We start from the raw sequence: 17,927 nt of genomic DNA on the forward strand, positions 1-17,927 counted from the left end.
AATTTAAACATTAGGGGAGTGCAAAGTTCAGCTATTTAAATCGCCTTTGCCCTTAAGTTTTAAATTATTTATCACGGAGTAAATCGGACTTGTCTGGTTCTTTAGTTGCTTTTTCAACCTTATCGCTATCCTTGCGCGATTGCATTTCTACACGGGTACGCGGTAAACTATGTGGATAATTTTCTTGGATGAAAATTACCAGTTTTTCTCTAACGTGCACCCGAAGGTCCCAAGCAGTAGGGGAGTCGATGGCACTCATTAATGCGCGGGTTTCTATCATTTCGTTATTGGTATCAGTAACCTGAAGCACGTTTACTTCGCCATCCCATAAATCGGTATTTTCAAGAATGCGCGTGAGTTCTTCGCGCAGCGCATCAAAAGGTACATTATAGTCGGTATAGATAAAAACTGTTCCCAAAATGTCTGAAGAATTACGGGTCCAGTTTTGAAAGGGTTGTTCTATGAAATAGGTTGTGGGAAGTACCAGGCGGCGCTTATCCCAGATTTTCACCACCACATAGGTGAGATATATTTCTTCGATGCGACCCCATTCTCCTTCTACGATCACTACATCGTCTAAGCGTATGGGTTGAGTAAATGCGATTTGAATCCCTGCCATTAAGGTTCCTAAAGCTTTTTGTGCAGCAAAACCAATGATGATACCGGCAATTCCTGCGGAGGTTAACATACTCACACCAATAGAGCGAATACTGTCGAAGCTCATTAGGGCAATACTCACGGCAAACAGAATGATCAGGAACATCAAGACGCGTTCAAGTACTGTAAACTGTGTGTATACTTTACGGGCGTGAACATTATCTGAAGCACTCATATCGTACTTCATCAAGACATTTCGTTTAAAAGCTTTCAGTATAATGATTACAATCCAAGTGATACTAAGAATGAAAAGCAGCGTACTGATATGACCTAAAACATTCTCATTGATAAATTCTAGGATTTGATCATTGGTATTGATGATCTTTAAGACTAAGGCCAACATAAAAAGTGCCAGCGGAATTCTCATTTTTCCGGCAAAATTTACGGGTAAAATATTCTTAGGACTTTTACCTAATTTTTTGAGAAAATAAAAAATCAATCCAAAAACAACAGCACCGGCAATTAATGTAAGGAGTAAAAATTTTGAAGTTTGAGAGTCAAAAAAATCTAGCATACGACCTGTTTTTTGGAGAATATATTATGAAGTTAAGAGGAAGTGGTGCTAAATTAAGTTAAGGATATTTAAAACTTTTAATATCAAGCTACTACAACGATGGTAAATATTAGATGTAAACCATTTCGGGGCAAGCCTGTCTGCCGACAAAGGCAGGTCCGTGAGGCATTGTTTGGAAATGAATGTTCAATTTCGAGGCAAGCCTCGTAGTATTTGACCCTTTGGCGGTGCCAATAAAAAAAGTCTCCTAGTTTTTACACTAGGAGACTTTTACATATAGGATGAAGATACTTAATTATCTCCAGCCAGGATTCTGCTCAAGTATAACATCCTTATTTCTATCGATTACCGTTTGTGGGATAGGCCACAAATTGAAATCAAAATTTAAAGTTGCACGAGTAATATCGTTTAATGCATATTCTCTGATTCGATCTACGGCTACAGTACCTCCCATTCTTAATAGTGTACACCATCTGCGCTCTTCCTGAAGAAGTTCGCGACCACGTTCATCGAGAATATAATCCAGATCAACTTCACCCGGAGTTACCGGAGTTGCATTAGCTCGGTTTCTGATAAGATTGATATCATCTGCGGCAAGACCGTTTTGATTTAAACGCATATAAGCTTCAGCTCTTAAAAGAATAGTTTCAGGGAGACGCACCGCGTACTCATCTCTAAAAATATTACTTCGGTTTTCACCTTGGTCAAGACCTACAAATTCATCAGTACTCAATTTCCAAAAAATTGGGAAGATCCACCCGTTTCCATTATTCTCATCGATCACACTTTGAGGAACAGGTTCGCCAAAGTTTGGTTGTGTAGGATCGTTATAGTAAAATGTACGTTGAATATTTGCAGTACTGTTTCTAATGTCATCTCCGGCGTTTTCCCAGATCAGATCCTTAGCATAAGGTGTAGGTGCATCAAAAGCAACACCACGACCTCCAACATCTTCTGCAGTACCTTCAACACCGGGAATTGCTCTAAGTACCGGCATATAACGTCTAGGATAATCTAAAACAGATTCACCATCCCCAGCAACAAAAGCATCAAAATCAATTTCAAAAGACCAAATGCTTTCTCTGTTACCGTCATTATAGCTTACATTATCTATTCGGAATAGATCCCAGTAAACATCTTTACCTTCTTCATCTGCGCGACTACCGAAGCGTTCTGTCATTAATGAATAGGTACCGCCATCAATCACAGCACTCGCAGCATCAATAGCATCTTGGTAATAGGAGGTTTCCCCTGTTTCAATACCTAAGGCTAGATAAAATTCGCTCAGGTAATGGTTTGCCACACCTTTAACAATTCGTCCCGGTTGACTTGCAACATCAGGTAAACTGGGGATGATCTCCTCGAGTTCTTGGATTGCAAAAAGGTAAGTTTCGGCACGCGTAGCACGCTCAAAATCATATCGCGGTTCATCTGCAAGTTCAGTGACAATTGGTACACCGCCATAAAGTTCGGCTAAAGTACCGTGGGCATAGGCTCTAAAGAAACGTGCCTGTGCAAGATGATAGTCTTTTACAGATTCATCTGCATATATAACTCCCTCTTGGTTTGCAGCATCAATAGCTGTGTTTGCATTTCTGATGACCAGATAATGAAAATTGAAGAAGTTAGTATATCTCCAATCGTTTGGGTTCAAAAGGCTGTAATCACCAAAGGTGTCTCCCAATCTAAATGCAGGCACGTCAAACATATCGGTGCCACGATGCCTAAAGTTTGCATCTCTGTGAAAGGCTCGCATATCTGAGTACAACGTGATCAATACCTGATCTACCTGAGTAGGAGATGTAAAAATATTACTAGAGGTATAAAATGTTTTGGGCTCAATATCTAGAAAATCTTCATCGTTACAGGCGGTAAACACCAGTAACAATAAGAGGATACTTAATGCGTATTTAAAAATTTTCATATAATTCTTTTTGTAGTTTATAGACTAAGATTAACACCAACAGAAACGGTTGTTGGTACTGGGTATGTACCATCACCAGGACGAATTCCTACCTCTGGGTCACCACCGCCAAACCAGTTTGTGAACGTATACAGGTTTTGAACATTCGCAAAAACCTTAGCCGACTTAAATTTGATTTTATCTAATAATTCGCTTGGGAAATTATACGATAATGACACATTTTGAATACGTACAAAACCTCTGGATTGAAGTCCCAGGTAACGGTTACCTAGATAGTTGGGTCTCAAGAATTCTTCGCTTTCATTCTCTGGAGTCCACCAACCGTGATTGATCTCATTGGTATCAAATCTTGCACCGAATGAATTGTGACGCGGATTTTCAGCCAGATAATAATTGTTTCCGCCAAAAACTCCATTCAGCATTACATAAAGCGAAAAGTTTTTATAATTAAACGTGTTGGCTAAACTCATTCTGAAATTTTCACGACGATATCCCAAAATTTTACGGTCATTGGTTGCATCGATCTCGCCATCACCATTGAGGTCTACAAATTTTGCATCACCTGGAACAGCGCCTGTGTTTGCAATATATTCGGTGTCATCTGCTTGTACCACACCGTCATAAACAAAACCATAAATGGCTCCAATAGGTTCTCCTATAAACAGGCTGTTTGAAATATCATCATCTTCTACACCGTCACCGTCAAGATCATCGCCATACAGTTTTTTAATTTTATTTCTATTTCTGAAATAAACCAGGTTTGAAGTCCATGAGAAATCTTCAGTTTCAATATTAGTGCTTCCTATATTTATTTCAAGACCGTTATTGTTAACCTGCCCCAAACTCGTTAGAATAGAATTAAATCCTGTCATTGACGGAATATTTCTATTGAAAATCTGGTCTGTGGTTTGAGAGAAATAAAGGTCCAGATCAAAAGAAATCCTATCATCTAAGAATCTTGATTGAAAACCGGTATTAAATGTTGAAGTGGTTTCCCAACCCAAGTCAGGGCTTGATAAGGAGTTTAATGCCACCCCATAAACGATGGTAGAAGGCGCATCTCCAAATTCATATTCAATATTACCGTCACTACCGTTTAAAACACGTGCTAAGGTTTGGTAAGGCTCTAGCCCTTGGTTACCATTTTGACCATAAGAAGCTTTTAATTTTAGATAGCTTAACGTCGAATTACCACTTAAAAAGTCTTCGTTTGAAGCTGTCCAAGCAAGACCTACAGAAGGGAAATTACCAAATCTTCTTCTCGCTCCAAATACCGAAGCACCATCTCTACGAATAGACGCATTTAAGTGATAGCGATCTTTAAAGGTATAGGCTAGTCGTGCAAGATAACCTACGTTAGAACGTTCAATCACTTCTTGTGAACTCAATATCGTAGTTGCTTTACTAATACCGTTAACTCCTAAAGATGTATTACCATTATCAGAAAAATCGTTTCCGCTTAAGAATACATTTTTTTGATAGCTGAAATCTCGAGTAGCCACTAAAGTAAGGTCTACATAATGCTCATCAAAAGTTCTGTTATAGTTAATGATGTTGTCTATAACGTATGTATATCTGTTGGTTCTAGAGTTATAACCATTAGCCTGCGAAAGACGATCCCGTAAAGCTTCATCAGAATAACGCTCGATATAATTGTTTGCACCGGCCTCACCAATGTAGTAATCTTCAAAAGTGAATCTATCCTGAATATTATAATTTGCATCTATTGAGTAGTTAAAGCGATAGCTAAGTCCTTTTATAGGTGGAATCTTTACTAAAGCATGACCTGCAAATCTGAAGAAATCACTTTTATCAATATCCTGAATTGTTCCATTTGTTCCCCATAACGGATTTTGTACAGAAGAACCCATCGGCCAGCGTTCTAATTCACGGTTTGTAGAAGCCGCTGCGTTTTGAGGCATGTTGTCATAACGATAGGGGAATGCTGAAGGATACATTAAATAAGCATCAGATACATTACCACCAATTCCTGAATAATCGTTGTTATTGTACGTACCGTCGATACCAACTTCTAACCAGTCTGTAATATCGGTATTCAACCTTGCTCTTAAAGATAACCTTGTGTAGTCATCACCAATGATAACACCTTCTTCGCTAGAATATCCTCCAGAGAAGTAATAGTCCATATTGTCTGTTCTTCCAGAGACAGAAACCTGATGGTTTTGAATCACACCATTTCTAGAGACAAAATCCATCCAGTCGGTATCAATACGTTGTTCTAAATAAGCCGTAGCCACCGGGTTGTCAAATGTAATCTCATCTACATCAACACCAAGCTGAGCGGCATATTTACGCTCATAAGTATCTAGGTTCATCATATCAAACTTATTCTGCCAAGTGTTAACCCCCATAGAAGATTGAATGTTGATCACCGGTTTACCAATCTTACCTTTTTTAGTAGTAATTACAATCACACCATTTGCAGATCGAGAACCATAAGCCGAGGCTGCTGATGCATCTTTCAAGATATCAAAACTAGCAATGTCATTTGGGTTAATATCTCGTATACTTCCTAGAAAAATAATTCCATCAAGTACGATAAGTGGATCATTATTACCATTAATCGAGTTTTGACCACGTACCAGAATGTTAGGTGTTCTACCCGGTGAGTTTTGAGGTCCAATATTGATCCCTGGAGAAACGCCTTGCAAACTTTGCAATACATTTGTGTTAGGAGCATTGGCGATAGGAGAGTCTTCAAGATCGATAGTGCTCACCGAACCAGAAAGGTCTTTTCTACGTGCGGTACCGTATCCTACGACAACGATTTCGTCTAAAACGCCCATATCTTCTTCAAGAGTAGCGTTGATTGTAGATTGGCCGTCAACAGGGATCTCAATCGTTTTCATACCCACATATGAAAACGTCAGCACAGCATCTGCTGCTACTTCTAGTTCGTAGTTTCCATCAAAATCGGTTGTAGTACCATTGCTAGTACCTTTTACAACAACAGTAACACCTGGTAGAGGCATCCCATCTGCTGCTGTAGTAACAGTTCCGGAAACAGTCTGTTGTACGTCCGATATCGTTGTAGCTTTTGCTTCAAAAGAAAAACTAAAAAATATCAATACAAGACTGTAAACCGTAAATGATTTGAATTGTAGAATTTTTTGTTTCATAGATTAATTATTAGTTGAGTTTACTCGTGTTATTATCCAAATAATTTAGAGGATATAAAATGTTAACAATTTTTAAAAAAACTGAAATGAATTAAAGGGGGTTAATCGGTAAAAAATAGGGGATTAATGATTCAATACGCCTAAAACAGGGACATTATGAAGAGATATTGATATTTTATGTTGTGAGTTCAATAAAAATCGAACATAGATATTTTCTTTTTCTGGCGCTCAATTTTGTTTATAAATAGATGTTTTTTTAGGTATTTGGTTGAACTTAATACAATTCAAAATTAAAAAATTCTATTTAATAAATGTATAAGTTACATTTATTTTTATTTTATTTGTAGTGCAGGATCATTGTTTTTTATTCTGCATTTAGTTGTTACAGAGAACCTCTGCAACTTATTACAAACACCTAAAAACATATACGATGTTCAAAGTTCGATTAGTAGTTGTACTGATGCTTTTATTCTCGACTCAAGCATTCTTATCTTGTGCAGATTCAAAATCAAGTGAAGCATACAGTTCCTATTTATTTGTCTATTTCACCGGAAACCGACCCGGAGAAGAAGCTGTTCATTATGCCTTAAGTAGAAATGGCTATGATTATTATGCACTTAACGAGGATAAACCTATTGTAGATACCGATAGTATAAGCAATACGGGAGGTGTGAGAGATCCACATATTTTGAGAGGGGATGATGGTAATTTTTATATGGTACTTACCGATCTAAAAACAGCCAATGGCTGGAGTAATACCGAAATCATTCTGGCAAAATCAAAGGATTTGCTCACTTGGGAGACTTCTCAAATCAATCTGGCTGAAGAATTTTCAGAGTTCAGTGACATTACCAGAGCCTGGGCACCCCAAACTATTTATGATGAACAGGTGGGCAAGTATATGGTATATTGGTCGATGCTACAGCCCGGAGGATATGATATCATTTATTATGCCTATGCCAACGAAGACTTCACTGCTTTAGAGAGCACTCCAAAACAGCTTTTTTACAGTCCGGATGAAAAATCGTGTATCGACGCAGATATCATTAAAAAGGATGATAAATATTATATGTTTTACAAAACGGAAGGAACCGCAACAAAAGGAATACGGGTTGCAGTATCAGACAGTTTAACTTCAGGTTATGTTCCTGAAGAAGGGTATAAAGATCAAACCGATCGTGCGGTTGAAGGTTCATCTGTATTTAAAATGATCGATAGCGATACTTACATTCTTTTGTATGATATGTATGTAGATGGAAAATATCAATTTGCAGAGAGTACAGATTTGCTCAATTTTGAAGCTCTAGGAGCAGATAAGGTTTCTATGAATTTTCATCCGCGTCACGGTACCATCATTCCGGTGACCGAAGCTGAAGCAGCACAGTTATTGAAAAAGTTTCCTTCAAAGAATTTGCCATTGATAACAGGAGCAAAAGCAGAAGCTGTAAGAAAACAAAATATCCTAGTGAATGCTGAAGATAAATCGGTGTATTTACCAGTTTATACAGATAGTAGTTTATCTAATCTCGATCCACAACTAGAGACGTTTCCGGGAGTAACAATTGCAGAAACCGGCGTACAGGATTTTTCTAATGGAACAAAGGAATACACGTTAAACCTTCCTGACGGGAGTACTTCAAAGTATACTGTTGAAGCTGCAACAGCAAACAATCCGGTACTTGACGGATTCTATGCCGATCCTGAAATTATTTATTCAGAAAAGGATCAAAAGTTTTATTTGTATCCTACAAGCGATGGTTTTGATAGCTGGAGCGGAACCTATTTTAAAACATTCTCTTCTAAAGATCTTGTACACTGGGAAGATGAAGGTGTTATTTTAGACCTAAAGAAAGATGTTTCTTGGGCTAATCGTAACGCATGGGCTCCTTGTATTGCAGAAAAGGAAATCAACGGTGCGCTGAAATACTTTTATTATTTCTCTGCTGCACAAACTATAGGTTTGGCAACGGCAGACGATCCTGCAGGTCCTTTCACAGATTCTGGAGAAGCATTTGTAGGTACTAAGCCAGAGGCGATCAAAAGAGGAGGAGGTCAAATTATCGATCCTGATGTATTTATCGATCCTAACGATGGGAAAGCCTATTTCTATTGGGGAAATGGCTATATGGCAGGAGCAGAGCTTAATGAGGATATGATGTCGTATAAGGAAGAAACTTTATCCGAATTAACTCCTGACGGAACTTTTAGAGAAGGAACCGAAGTATTTTTTAGAAACGGAAAATACTATTTTATGTGGTCAGAAGATGATACCAGAAGCCCTAATTATCGCGTACGTTATGCCACTGCAGATAGTCCGTTGGGGCCGCTCAATATTCCAGAAGAGAATATGGTGATCGAAAAAGATGAAGCTAACGAGATTTATGGTACCGGTCATAATTCGGTTATTAATGTGCCGGGAACAGATGACTGGTATATTGTTTATCACCGTTTTACCAGACCTAAAGGAATCAAAATGGGAAGACCGGCAGGCTTTCACAGAGAAGTGTGTATCGATAAGTTAACCTTTGCTGAAGATGGTTCGATTATCGAAGTAACACCCACGCTTGAAGGAATAGCTCCGGTAACTATTCCGGCAGAATAAGAACAGATTTGAGTATAGAAAGCTCCGTTTCTTTTGAGGCGGAGCTTTTTTTATTGGCACCGCCAAGGGTTAAATACTCCGAGGCTTGTCTCGAAATTGAAAATTCGTTTCTAAGCAATGCATCTTGGGCCTGCCTTTTTCGGTTGACAGGCTTGCCGTTTGGTAGTTTACAGATAGCGCCAAAGGCTTAAATTCGTTTAGAATTTCCTGAGGCGGAATATTGAATTGTATTAATTTGGTTTGAAGGCCGATGGTGTTTTTCCGAAGCGTTCTTTAAAGATCTTCCTAAAATACTTAGCATCTCCAAAACCAACTTCATATGCCGCTTGAGAAATGGTGAATTTTTCTTTTTCGATCAAATAAGCTGCGTGTTCGATCTTAATATTTCTAATATATTCATTGATGTTTTTACCGGTTACAGCCTTGATTTTACGGTATAGTGACGAGCGGCTCATTCCTATTTCTTCTGCCACCACGCTTACTGTTTTTATGCCTTGTTGCATATTTTTATAGACGATCTCGTGAAACTCTGCCAGAAATTCCTTTTCTACATCAATAAGCTTTTTTTGCTCCATTGCTTTACTACTAACCGTATTATCTTTTGGCGTATACGTTTGTAATAAAAATGAACGACTTTCAATTAAATTTTTTATTCTAGCACGTAAAACTTTTACATTAAATGGCTTTAGCATATAATCATCGGCTCCTTTATTGTAGCCGGTCTCAATGAAGTTAAAGTTGCTTTTTGCAGATAATAAAATTATAGGGATATGAGAGGTCTCTTTTTTTGATTTGATAAATTGACAAAGCTCTATACCATTTTTGAAGGGCATCATCACATCACTTATGATCAAATCGGGAACATATTTACAAGCTTGCGCAATACCTGCTTCACCGTCTTCTGCGTGTATCAAGTCATAATCTTGGGCTAAAGCAGAATCTAAGAATTCAAGTATGTCTGGATTATCATCAATAAGTAGTATTAATTTTCTTTGATCTTCTGGCTTAACCAATAGTGGGTTAATATCAGTTTGTTTTTTTGACTGATCCGTTGTACTTTTTATTTGGTTTTCTATGAATTTGGTATTGCTCTGCGCGTTGGAGTCGTTATCTAAACATTTATTTAATAGGCTGTCGTCTTTAGGTAGGGTAAGTATAAAAGTACTTCCTTTATTAATCTTGCTTTTGACTTCTAAACTACCATTGTGAAGCTTAGCAAATCGTTTTGATAAGGCAAGGCCTATGCCACTACCGTCTTTCTTAAGGGAGGATTTGGATTGATAGTACCACTCAAAAATGTGGTCTAAGTCGTTCGGCTTAATACCGGGTCCAAAATCTTGAACTTTGAAATATGCATTATATTCATCCTGTGAAAGTTCTATTTGAATTTTGCTCTGAGAGGTGCTATACTTTATTGCATTACTAAGCAGATTGTTTACGATGATCTGAATTTTGTCTATATCGCAATAAAGAAATATTGGGTTTTGAGGCATTGTAATCACCAGTTCAATAGCTCTTCTTTTTAGTAAAGGATCGTAAGAATTAAGCCAAGCACTTATGTGTTTTGAGATATTAAATTGATTGATCTTTAACTCACTTAAACCTTCTTCACTTTTTCTAAACTCAAGTAATTTGTTAATGAATTGTAATAAACTATCTGCATTACGCTTGATAAGTTTTAAGCTTTTAAGGTGTTGTTTTTGCTCTATCTCTAGAAGTAAAGTTTCTAGAGGTGCAAGAATTAAGGTGAGCGGCGTTTTTAATTCATGGGAGAACCCTGTGTAAAAACGTATACGCTCTTCGTTAAGTTCTTGCTCGAGTTTACGCTGATTTTTTTCAAGGATTAATGAATTTGTGAGTTTTAAGCGCTCTGTGTAATAGCGTAATCCAGCCCAAATGAGAAAAATTATACACAAGATATAAAAGATATAAGCCGGGATGGTTTTCCAAATAGGAGGGGTAATATGAATTTGAAGATCTTTGTAAAATGAATTACTAGCTAAACTTTCGGCTTTAATTTTTAAATTATAATCTCCCGGAGGGATATTACTTAAGTTAATGCGGTTTGCATTTTTCAAATCAATCCAGTGATCATTAAAACCTTCTAAAATATAAGCGTAGTTGGTGTTATTTGCGAAAGGAAAATTGAAACTGGTAAATTCTAAAGAAAAATTGGTTTGATTATGGTCAAGATTGATTTTGTCTTTATATGCAATGGATTGCTCTAGAACAGAATTTGCATCTTTAGAATCAATAACAAGGTTGTCATCGGCAAGTTTAAAATCTTTAATAACGATAGATCTCAGCTCTTGCTTTATATTTAATTCCTCCGGTTTAAAAACCGTGAGGCCTTTATTACCGCCAAAAAAGATTTGATTATTCCAACTTTTGATGACTGCTCCAACATTGTATTCGCTGATTTGAATATTGTTGAATGAATTTAGACTCTCTATTTTTTTACTTTTTAAGTTTAATTTGCTAATGCCTTTGTAAGTCCCTAAAAATAAAGTGCTGTCATTATGTGATATGATGCTATTTACAGTGTTGTTACTCAATCCTTCATACTCAGTATAATTTGTTGCTTTGTCATCCCCTTCTTTAAAATGAACTAATCCACCGTACTTAAGACCAGCTACAATGCTGTCATCTTTGAGTACTTTTATACAAAAAATGACATTTGTGGTAAGATCTTGCAAGTTTCCGTTGTGATAGGAGTAGACGCTTTGATCTTTCAGATTGTAACTTATAATGCCATTACCGTAAGTGGCTATCCATAAGGTTTGTTTGCTATCTATATCAATAGCACGAATATCCATTCTTGCAGATATTTTATCTAGAGCATCAACATAGTTGAATTTGTTTTTTTCAGGATCAAATTTGAATAAGCCTCCTCGGTTTGTTCCTACCCAAAGGGTACCATAAGGATCTTCAAAGATGCATCTCACGTCATAGCCATTTTCAATACTTCCTTGTAAATAATATTGCCATTGCTTTGACGTAAAGTTGTAGCGATTAAGCCCGCCTTTATAGGTCCCTATCCATAAATTGTTTTGACTATCTCCTTTTATTACATTGAGATGATTGGAGGTAAGTCCATTTTTTTCATTAAAGACACCATGACTAAAATGTCCAGTTTCTGGATTGTAGCTGTCTACACCGCCACCATCAGTTCCTAGATATATCTTATCAAGATCGGCTTCATATATACTGGTAATGCGGTTGTGAACTAATTTTTTTTCACCTATTAGGTCATTTTTTAATGATTTTATAGGTTCTTCTTTAGGGTCGACAAAATTGATCCCTGAATCTGTTCCGATCCACATATATCCATTTTTGTCTTTTTTTAGATCGTTTATGCTTGCATTGTAGATACTCGTCCCGTTGTCTTTTGGAGAGAACTTTATGATATCAAGGTTTTTTGAACTTTGTGTAAAGGATGGGATTTTAAAAATGTTTAGTCCGCTTTTATGTGTTCCTACCCAAAGCTGACCTAAATCATCTTCTTCAATAGCTATAATATTATCGCCGCTCAGTTCATTGTTCGCTTGACCTTCAGAAAGTGTTATTTGTTCTCCTGATTTTGAAATACCAATTAAACCTGAGTCGGTACCCACCCATAAACTTTTATGTGAGTCAACAAATAGCGTATTTATTCGTTTGATCTCCTTTTTATTAATTGTTAGCGGTAAATGAGTTATTTTATGAGATTTGAGATCAATTTTATCGAGACCACCGTCAAAAGAACCAACCCATAATTTGTTATCTTGTTTAATTAGGCACGAAATTTTGACTGAGCTTAAGCCATTTGTGTTTTGATCTCCTTGCCCAAAGTAAAATTTCTGTTCTTTATCTTTAAATATAAGAACGCCCTGATTATAAGCTCCAATAGCGTAAGTGCCATCTTGAAGGTTTTGATACGAATTTGTACTTAGGGTTAAATAGGAATTGTAGTTATTAAGCAAATCGAATTGCTCTTGTTTCTGATTGTAAATATTGAGTCCTCCATCTGTTGCTAGTACAACCTCACCTTGTTGATTGAACGAGATGTCCTGTATGTAATTATTGCTTAGCATAGAACTTTCTCTTCTGAAAACTTTGAACTCATCTCCATCATATCTATTTAAGCCATCTGCTGTACCTATCCAGATAAAACCTAAAGAATCCTGTTCTATTGTTTTTACAATATTATTAGAAAGACCTTGGTGTGTGTCTATATTATAGAATGTAAGCTTTTGCGTTAATGGTATTGTAGCCTCCTCTCGTGTGGTTTGAGCGAAAAAGGATAACGGAAAGGAAATTACTATTAGTAAAAAAAGATGACGTAACTTCATGTATTATGTTAAGTAGTTATTACAGAATGAAAAATTAATAAATATTTAGCGTATTAAGATTTTACTTACGTCATTTTTAATTAAAAGCTTCATTTATAGGTTGTTTGAATCAGCACCCCCCCAAGTTTTAATGATTTCCCCCTCTTAATCTCACGGTAAATGTTAGAAAATTGTGAAAGAGATTTAAAGACAATGTTATAAAACAGGTCTAAATCTTAAAATTTTAACATATATCGTAATGAAGTATATTATTGCATTTTGTTTTGGCTTAGCCATAATACTAGGCTTTAAAATGTCTAAAACAGGACATGATACGTTTAAGCCAGGTGCTATTTGGGAAGATTTTGATGGCAATCACATTAATGCTCATGGAGGCGGTTTTTATTATGAGGATGGAACCTACTTCTGGTACGGGGAACATAAAGACCAGAATAGTCTAGCACAGGTAGGTGTGCGTGTATATAGTTCTAAAGATCTTTATAACTGGAGCAATGAAGGAGTTGCATTATCTGTAAGTAGTAATCCTGATTCTGAAATCACCACAGGTTCTGTAATAGAAAGGCCTAAAGTAATCTTTAATAAAAAAACCGGTAAGTATGTGATGTGGTTTCACCTAGAGCTAAAGGGGCAAGGTTATGCTGCTGCGCGTACAGGGGTGGCAACAAGTGATAGCCCGCTAGGACCATTTGAATATATAAAATCCTTTAGACCTAATGCTAATGTATGGCCTAAAAATATCGATGATTCAGAGAAGGTATACAACGAAGAGGATAAAAGTTTAGAATGGTGGACTTCAGAATGGAAAGCATCTTTAGTTGATGGCTTATATGTACGTAGAGATTTTGAAAAGGGCCAAATGTCAAGAGATATGACCCTTTATGTAGATGATGATGGTACAGCATACCATATACACTCTTCAGAAGAAAACCAAACCTTACATATATCAGTTCTTACTGATGACTATCTAGACTTTACAGATACTTATGTACGTGTTCAGGAAGGTGGACAAAATGAAGCACCGGCAATTTTTAAATCAGGAGATACATACTATATGATAACTTCAGGTTTAACAGGTTGGAGCCCTAACCCGGCACGCTCATTCAAATCAAAATCTATGCTTGGCCCTTGGGAAAAATTAGGTAATCCCGCCAAAGGTAAAGGAGCAGAATTGACATTTAGGTCTCAAAGTACTTTTGTCTTGCCAGTAGCAGGTAAAGATGATGCTTATATCTATATGGGAGATCGTTGGAATCCTAAAAACCATATTGATGGAAGGTATATATGGTTACCTATCTCAATGTCCAACGGCAAACCAGAATTTCAATGGCATGATGAATGGGATCTTTCCTTTTTTGAAACAGCATCACCTTAAAAATTTAAATTCGATTTGGGTTTACTTAATCGATTTAGTTAGTTCTAAAACTAGCAGACTAGAAATCAATTTAAAATAACTAATAACTAATCTAATATGGATGAAAAAATCAAAAAGCATCAAGTATACCTTGTAAACCTACTAAAGTTAAAAGCATCGAAAAACAGTTACTAATAAGAGATTCTGATTATGATTAAAAAATGTTTAATGAACCAAAAAGTAGGAATAGTTCTTTTGCTTTGCCTGCTACTCAATTCAATAGCAACAGATTTGTATGGAGCTAGTTTATCATCAAAGCCTCCTCAAAAAGTTGTTACAGGAACTATACTAGAGGGCGATAGCGGCACACCACTTCCTGGGGTAACCATTGTAGAAAAAGGTACCAAAAATGGTACAAGTACAGATTTTGACGGAAAATACTCCATAACTGTACCGGCCGGAGCTACTCTGGTATTTACTTACATAGGTTTTGTAAGTCAAGAGATTGTCGTAGGTGATGAGTCTCAAATAGACCTGACCTTAAGTCCTGATATGGATACTTTAGAAGAAACAGTTGTTATTGGTTTTGGAGGTAAACAAAAAAAGGGGAGCGTTGTTAGTTCAATAACTACAATTAATCCTAAAGAATTAAAAGGGCCAACAAATAACCTTACTACTATGATGGCGGGTCGTGTATCAGGTATGATTGCCTATCAGAGAACTGGAGAGCCTGGTGCAGATAATTCTGACTTCTTTATACGTGGACTAGGTACTTTTGGTTCGGGAAAGCGTAACCCCTTAATTTTAATTGACGGGATAGAGTCAACTACAACAGATATGGCTCGTATTCAACCTGATGACATTGATAGTTTCTCAGTATTAAAAGATGCTGCTGCTGCATCTGTATATGGAGCACGTGGTGCAAACGGGGTTGTTTTAATTAGTACCAAAAGTGGTAAAGCAGGAGAAACTAAATTTAGTTTTAGATCTGAAACACGGGTTTCTGCAAATACAACCAACTTCAACTTTGCAGATAACATAACCTATATGAATCTAGCAAATGAAGCCGCTCTTACACGAGACCGTAATGCGATCCTGCCTTATTCTCAAACTAAGATTGATAGGACTGCTCAAGGAGATAATCCATTGTTGTATCCTAGTAATAATTGGATTGATCAATTAATTAAAGATTATACTGTAAATCAAAGTTTGAATCTTAACGTGAGTGGAGGTAGTGAAAAGGCAAGATATTATGTTTCAGGGACATATAATGTTGATAATGGAGTGCTTGATGTAGATGGGATTAACAATTTTAACAGCAACATAAAACTTCGTAATTATGCAATACGAAGTAATATTAATATACAACTTACTCCTACTACTGAAGCTATTATAAGAGTATCAGGTCAATTTGATGATTATAATGGTCCTGTAGGAGGTGGTCAGGCGATTTTTAATAGTGCTGTTTGGTCTAACCCGGTTGCATTCCCAGCAATATATCCTTCAGAATTACTTCCTTTTATTGACCATCCTCTTTTTGGAGGTGCACCTACAGGCATTGCGTCAGAAACTTTGTTAAATAATCCCTATGCTCAGATGGTGAGAGGTTATCAAACAAGGAAAACGTCTACCATTCGACCACAGTTAGAATTAAAACAAGACCTGTCGTTTATTACAGAAGGACTTAGAATACGCACAATGGGGTATTTGAGTAGATATTCTACATATACAGTTTCTAGACAATACAATCCATTTTTTTATAGTTCGTACTTAAACCCGGTTGATGGTAATATAGAGCTTCAAGTTTTAAATGACGGTAGTGCAAGTTCTATAGGTACAGTAGGACAAGAATATCTAGGCTATAGTGAAGGTGAGAAACTTTTAGATTCTAGAATATACAACGAGACTGCCATAAATTATGACCGCACTTTTGGAGAGAAACATGCAGTTTCTGCAATGTTACTTAATTTAATTTCTAGCTATGAAAACGGAAACTCTGGTAGTGTACAAAGCTCTTTAGCCAGAAGAAATCATGGTATTTCAGGACGATTTACTTATGCATATGATAATCGTTATATGTTTGAAGGAAATTTTGGCTATAACGGTTCAGAGCGATTTGCAAGAGGTAGTAGATACGGTTTCTTCCCTTCAGTAGGTTTAGGGTATCGTATCTCAAACGAGAAGTTCTTTGAGCCTTTAAAGGATGTTGTGTCTAATTTAAAATTTAGATTAACGTATGGTTCTGTAGGTAATGACCAAATAGGTAATACAGAAGATAGATTTTTCTATCTATCTAATGTTAGCTTAGATGACGGAAACTATGGTGTTAGTTTTGGACAGGATTTTGGGTATTACCGTAATGGAGTTTATATCTCAAGATATGCCAATTATGACATCGGTTGGGAAGAATCAGAGCAGGTGAATTTAGGTGTTGATATAGGTCTTTTTGGAGATTTAAATATTGTAGCTGATGTTTTTAGACAAAACAGAACCAATATCTTACAAGCTAGATCAAATATTGGTTCGGCTCTAGGTTTAACAGCAGTACCACAAGCAAACTTTGCTAAGTTAGAGAGCTACGGTTTAGATCTTACCGCAGACTATAACAAACAGTTAGGTAAATATTTGTGGACGCAATTAAGAGCTAATTTCACATATGCAGATAATGAAATATTGGAATATGATGAGGTAGATTATCCTGAGAATTTAGCATACAGATCTCAGATAGGTCAAAACGCATCTCAGGTTTATGGGTATATCGCTGAGCGTCTTTTTGTAGATCAACAGGAGGTAGATAACTCTCCTACGCAATTTGGAGATTATACCGGTGGAGATATAAAGTATCGTGACGTTAATGGAGATGGTGTCATCTCACAGAGTGATATGGTGCCAATAGGTAGCCCAACTACTCCAAAAGTCATCTATGGTTTTGGAGGAACGATAGGTTATAAAGCCTTTGATTTAAGTGTGTTCTTTCAGGGGTCAGCAGGTTCTACCTTTTTTATTAATCCACAGAATATCTCGCCCTTTGTTATAAATGGGGGAGCACAAAATGGACTTTTACAGGTAGTTGCAGATGATTACTGGTCAGAAGAAGACCGTGATGTATATTCCTTTTGGCCACGCTTAAGTCAGAATTTTATAGAAAATAATAACCAGACTTCTACTTGGTGGATGCGCAATGGAGATTTTTTAAGACTAAAGACTTTAGAGCTAGGTTTTAATGCTCCTCAAGATTTTCTAGAAAAATTTCATATCAAGAGTTTACGCTTCTATGCGAGTGGTCTTAACCTGGCAGTGTGGAGCAACTTTGATTTGTGGGATCCTGAAATGGGAGGTAACGGATTGGGATATCCAATTCAATCGGTATACAACTTAGGACTTCAAGTAAACTTTTAATTAGCGATG

General features: G+C 36.7%; 7 protein-coding genes. 3 read left to right on the plus strand and 4 right to left on the minus strand.

Annotated features, from left to right (window positions below):
* Nucleotides 1-64: 64 nt before the first annotated feature.
* The 3 genes from MED217_RS07625 to MED217_RS07635 all read right to left on the minus strand — a co-directional run bounded on the left by MED217_RS07625 (nt 65) and on the right by MED217_RS07635 (nt 6,235).
* Nucleotides 65-1,171, minus strand: coding sequence for a mechanosensitive ion channel family protein (locus MED217_RS07625; protein ID WP_009779920.1), 1,107 nt, complete (start codon nt 1,169-1,171; stop codon nt 65-67).
* Nucleotides 1,172-1,466: 295 nt separating this feature from the next.
* Nucleotides 1,467-3,095, minus strand: a complete 1,629-nt coding sequence (locus MED217_RS07630) for a RagB/SusD family nutrient uptake outer membrane protein (RefSeq protein WP_009779921.1) — start codon at nt 3,093-3,095, stop codon at nt 1,467-1,469.
* A gap of 17 nt (nt 3,096-3,112) precedes the next feature.
* Nucleotides 3,113-6,235: a SusC/RagA family TonB-linked outer membrane protein gene (locus tag MED217_RS07635; RefSeq protein WP_009779922.1), complete on the minus strand. Its 3,123-nt coding sequence runs from the start codon at nt 6,233-6,235 to the stop codon at nt 3,113-3,115.
* Nucleotides 6,236-6,665: 430 nt separating this feature from the next.
* On the opposite strand from MED217_RS07635, the gene MED217_RS07640 reads away from it, so the two are divergent.
* Complete coding sequence (locus MED217_RS07640) at nt 6,666-8,837, plus strand: glycoside hydrolase family 43 protein (RefSeq protein ID WP_009779923.1); 2,172 nt, start codon at nt 6,666-6,668, stop codon at nt 8,835-8,837.
* 230 nt (nt 8,838-9,067) lie between these two features.
* Here MED217_RS07640 and MED217_RS07645 read toward each other — a convergent pair whose 3' ends face one another.
* Nucleotides 9,068-13,168, minus strand: a complete 4,101-nt coding sequence (locus MED217_RS07645; protein ID WP_009779924.1) for a hybrid sensor histidine kinase/response regulator transcription factor — start codon at nt 13,166-13,168, stop codon at nt 9,068-9,070.
* 292 nt (nt 13,169-13,460) lie between these two features.
* Between MED217_RS07645 and MED217_RS07650 the strand changes: the two genes are divergently transcribed.
* Both MED217_RS07650 and MED217_RS07655 read left to right on the plus strand, forming a co-directional pair.
* Nucleotides 13,461-14,540, plus strand: coding sequence for a glycoside hydrolase family 43 protein (locus MED217_RS07650; RefSeq protein ID WP_230199247.1), 1,080 nt, complete (start codon nt 13,461-13,463; stop codon nt 14,538-14,540).
* 207 nt (nt 14,541-14,747) lie between these two features.
* Nucleotides 14,748-17,918 carry a SusC/RagA family TonB-linked outer membrane protein gene (locus MED217_RS07655; protein WP_009779926.1) on the plus strand — a complete coding sequence of 1,057 codons (3,171 nt, stop codon included), beginning with the start codon at nt 14,748-14,750 and terminating at the stop codon, nt 17,916-17,918.
* Nucleotides 17,919-17,927 lie beyond the last annotated feature (9 nt).

This window comes from Leeuwenhoekiella blandensis MED217 (assembly GCF_000152985.1).
Taxonomy (GTDB): Bacteria; Bacteroidota; Bacteroidia; order Flavobacteriales; family Flavobacteriaceae; genus Leeuwenhoekiella; species Leeuwenhoekiella blandensis.

Bases quoted from the DNA above. Each gene is read 5' to 3' on its own strand.
- MED217_RS07630 (WP_009779921.1), bottom strand. From the start codon at position 3,095: ATGAAAATTTTTAAATACGCATTAAGTATCCTCTTATTGTTACTGGTG.
- MED217_RS07650 (WP_230199247.1), top strand. From the start codon at position 13,461: ATGTCTAAAACAGGACATGATACGTTTAAGCCAGGTGCTATTTGGGAA.
- MED217_RS07635 (WP_009779922.1), bottom strand. From the start codon at position 6,235: ATGAAACAAAAAATTCTACAATTCAAATCATTTACGGTTTACAGTCTT.
- MED217_RS07640 (WP_009779923.1), top strand. From the start codon at position 6,666: ATGTTCAAAGTTCGATTAGTAGTTGTACTGATGCTTTTATTCTCGACT.
- MED217_RS07645 (WP_009779924.1), bottom strand. From the start codon at position 13,168: ATGAAGTTACGTCATCTTTTTTTACTAATAGTAATTTCCTTTCCGTTA.
- MED217_RS07625 (WP_009779920.1), bottom strand. From the start codon at position 1,171: ATGCTAGATTTTTTTGACTCTCAAACTTCAAAATTTTTACTCCTTACA.
- MED217_RS07655 (WP_009779926.1), top strand. From the start codon at position 14,748: ATGAACCAAAAAGTAGGAATAGTTCTTTTGCTTTGCCTGCTACTCAAT.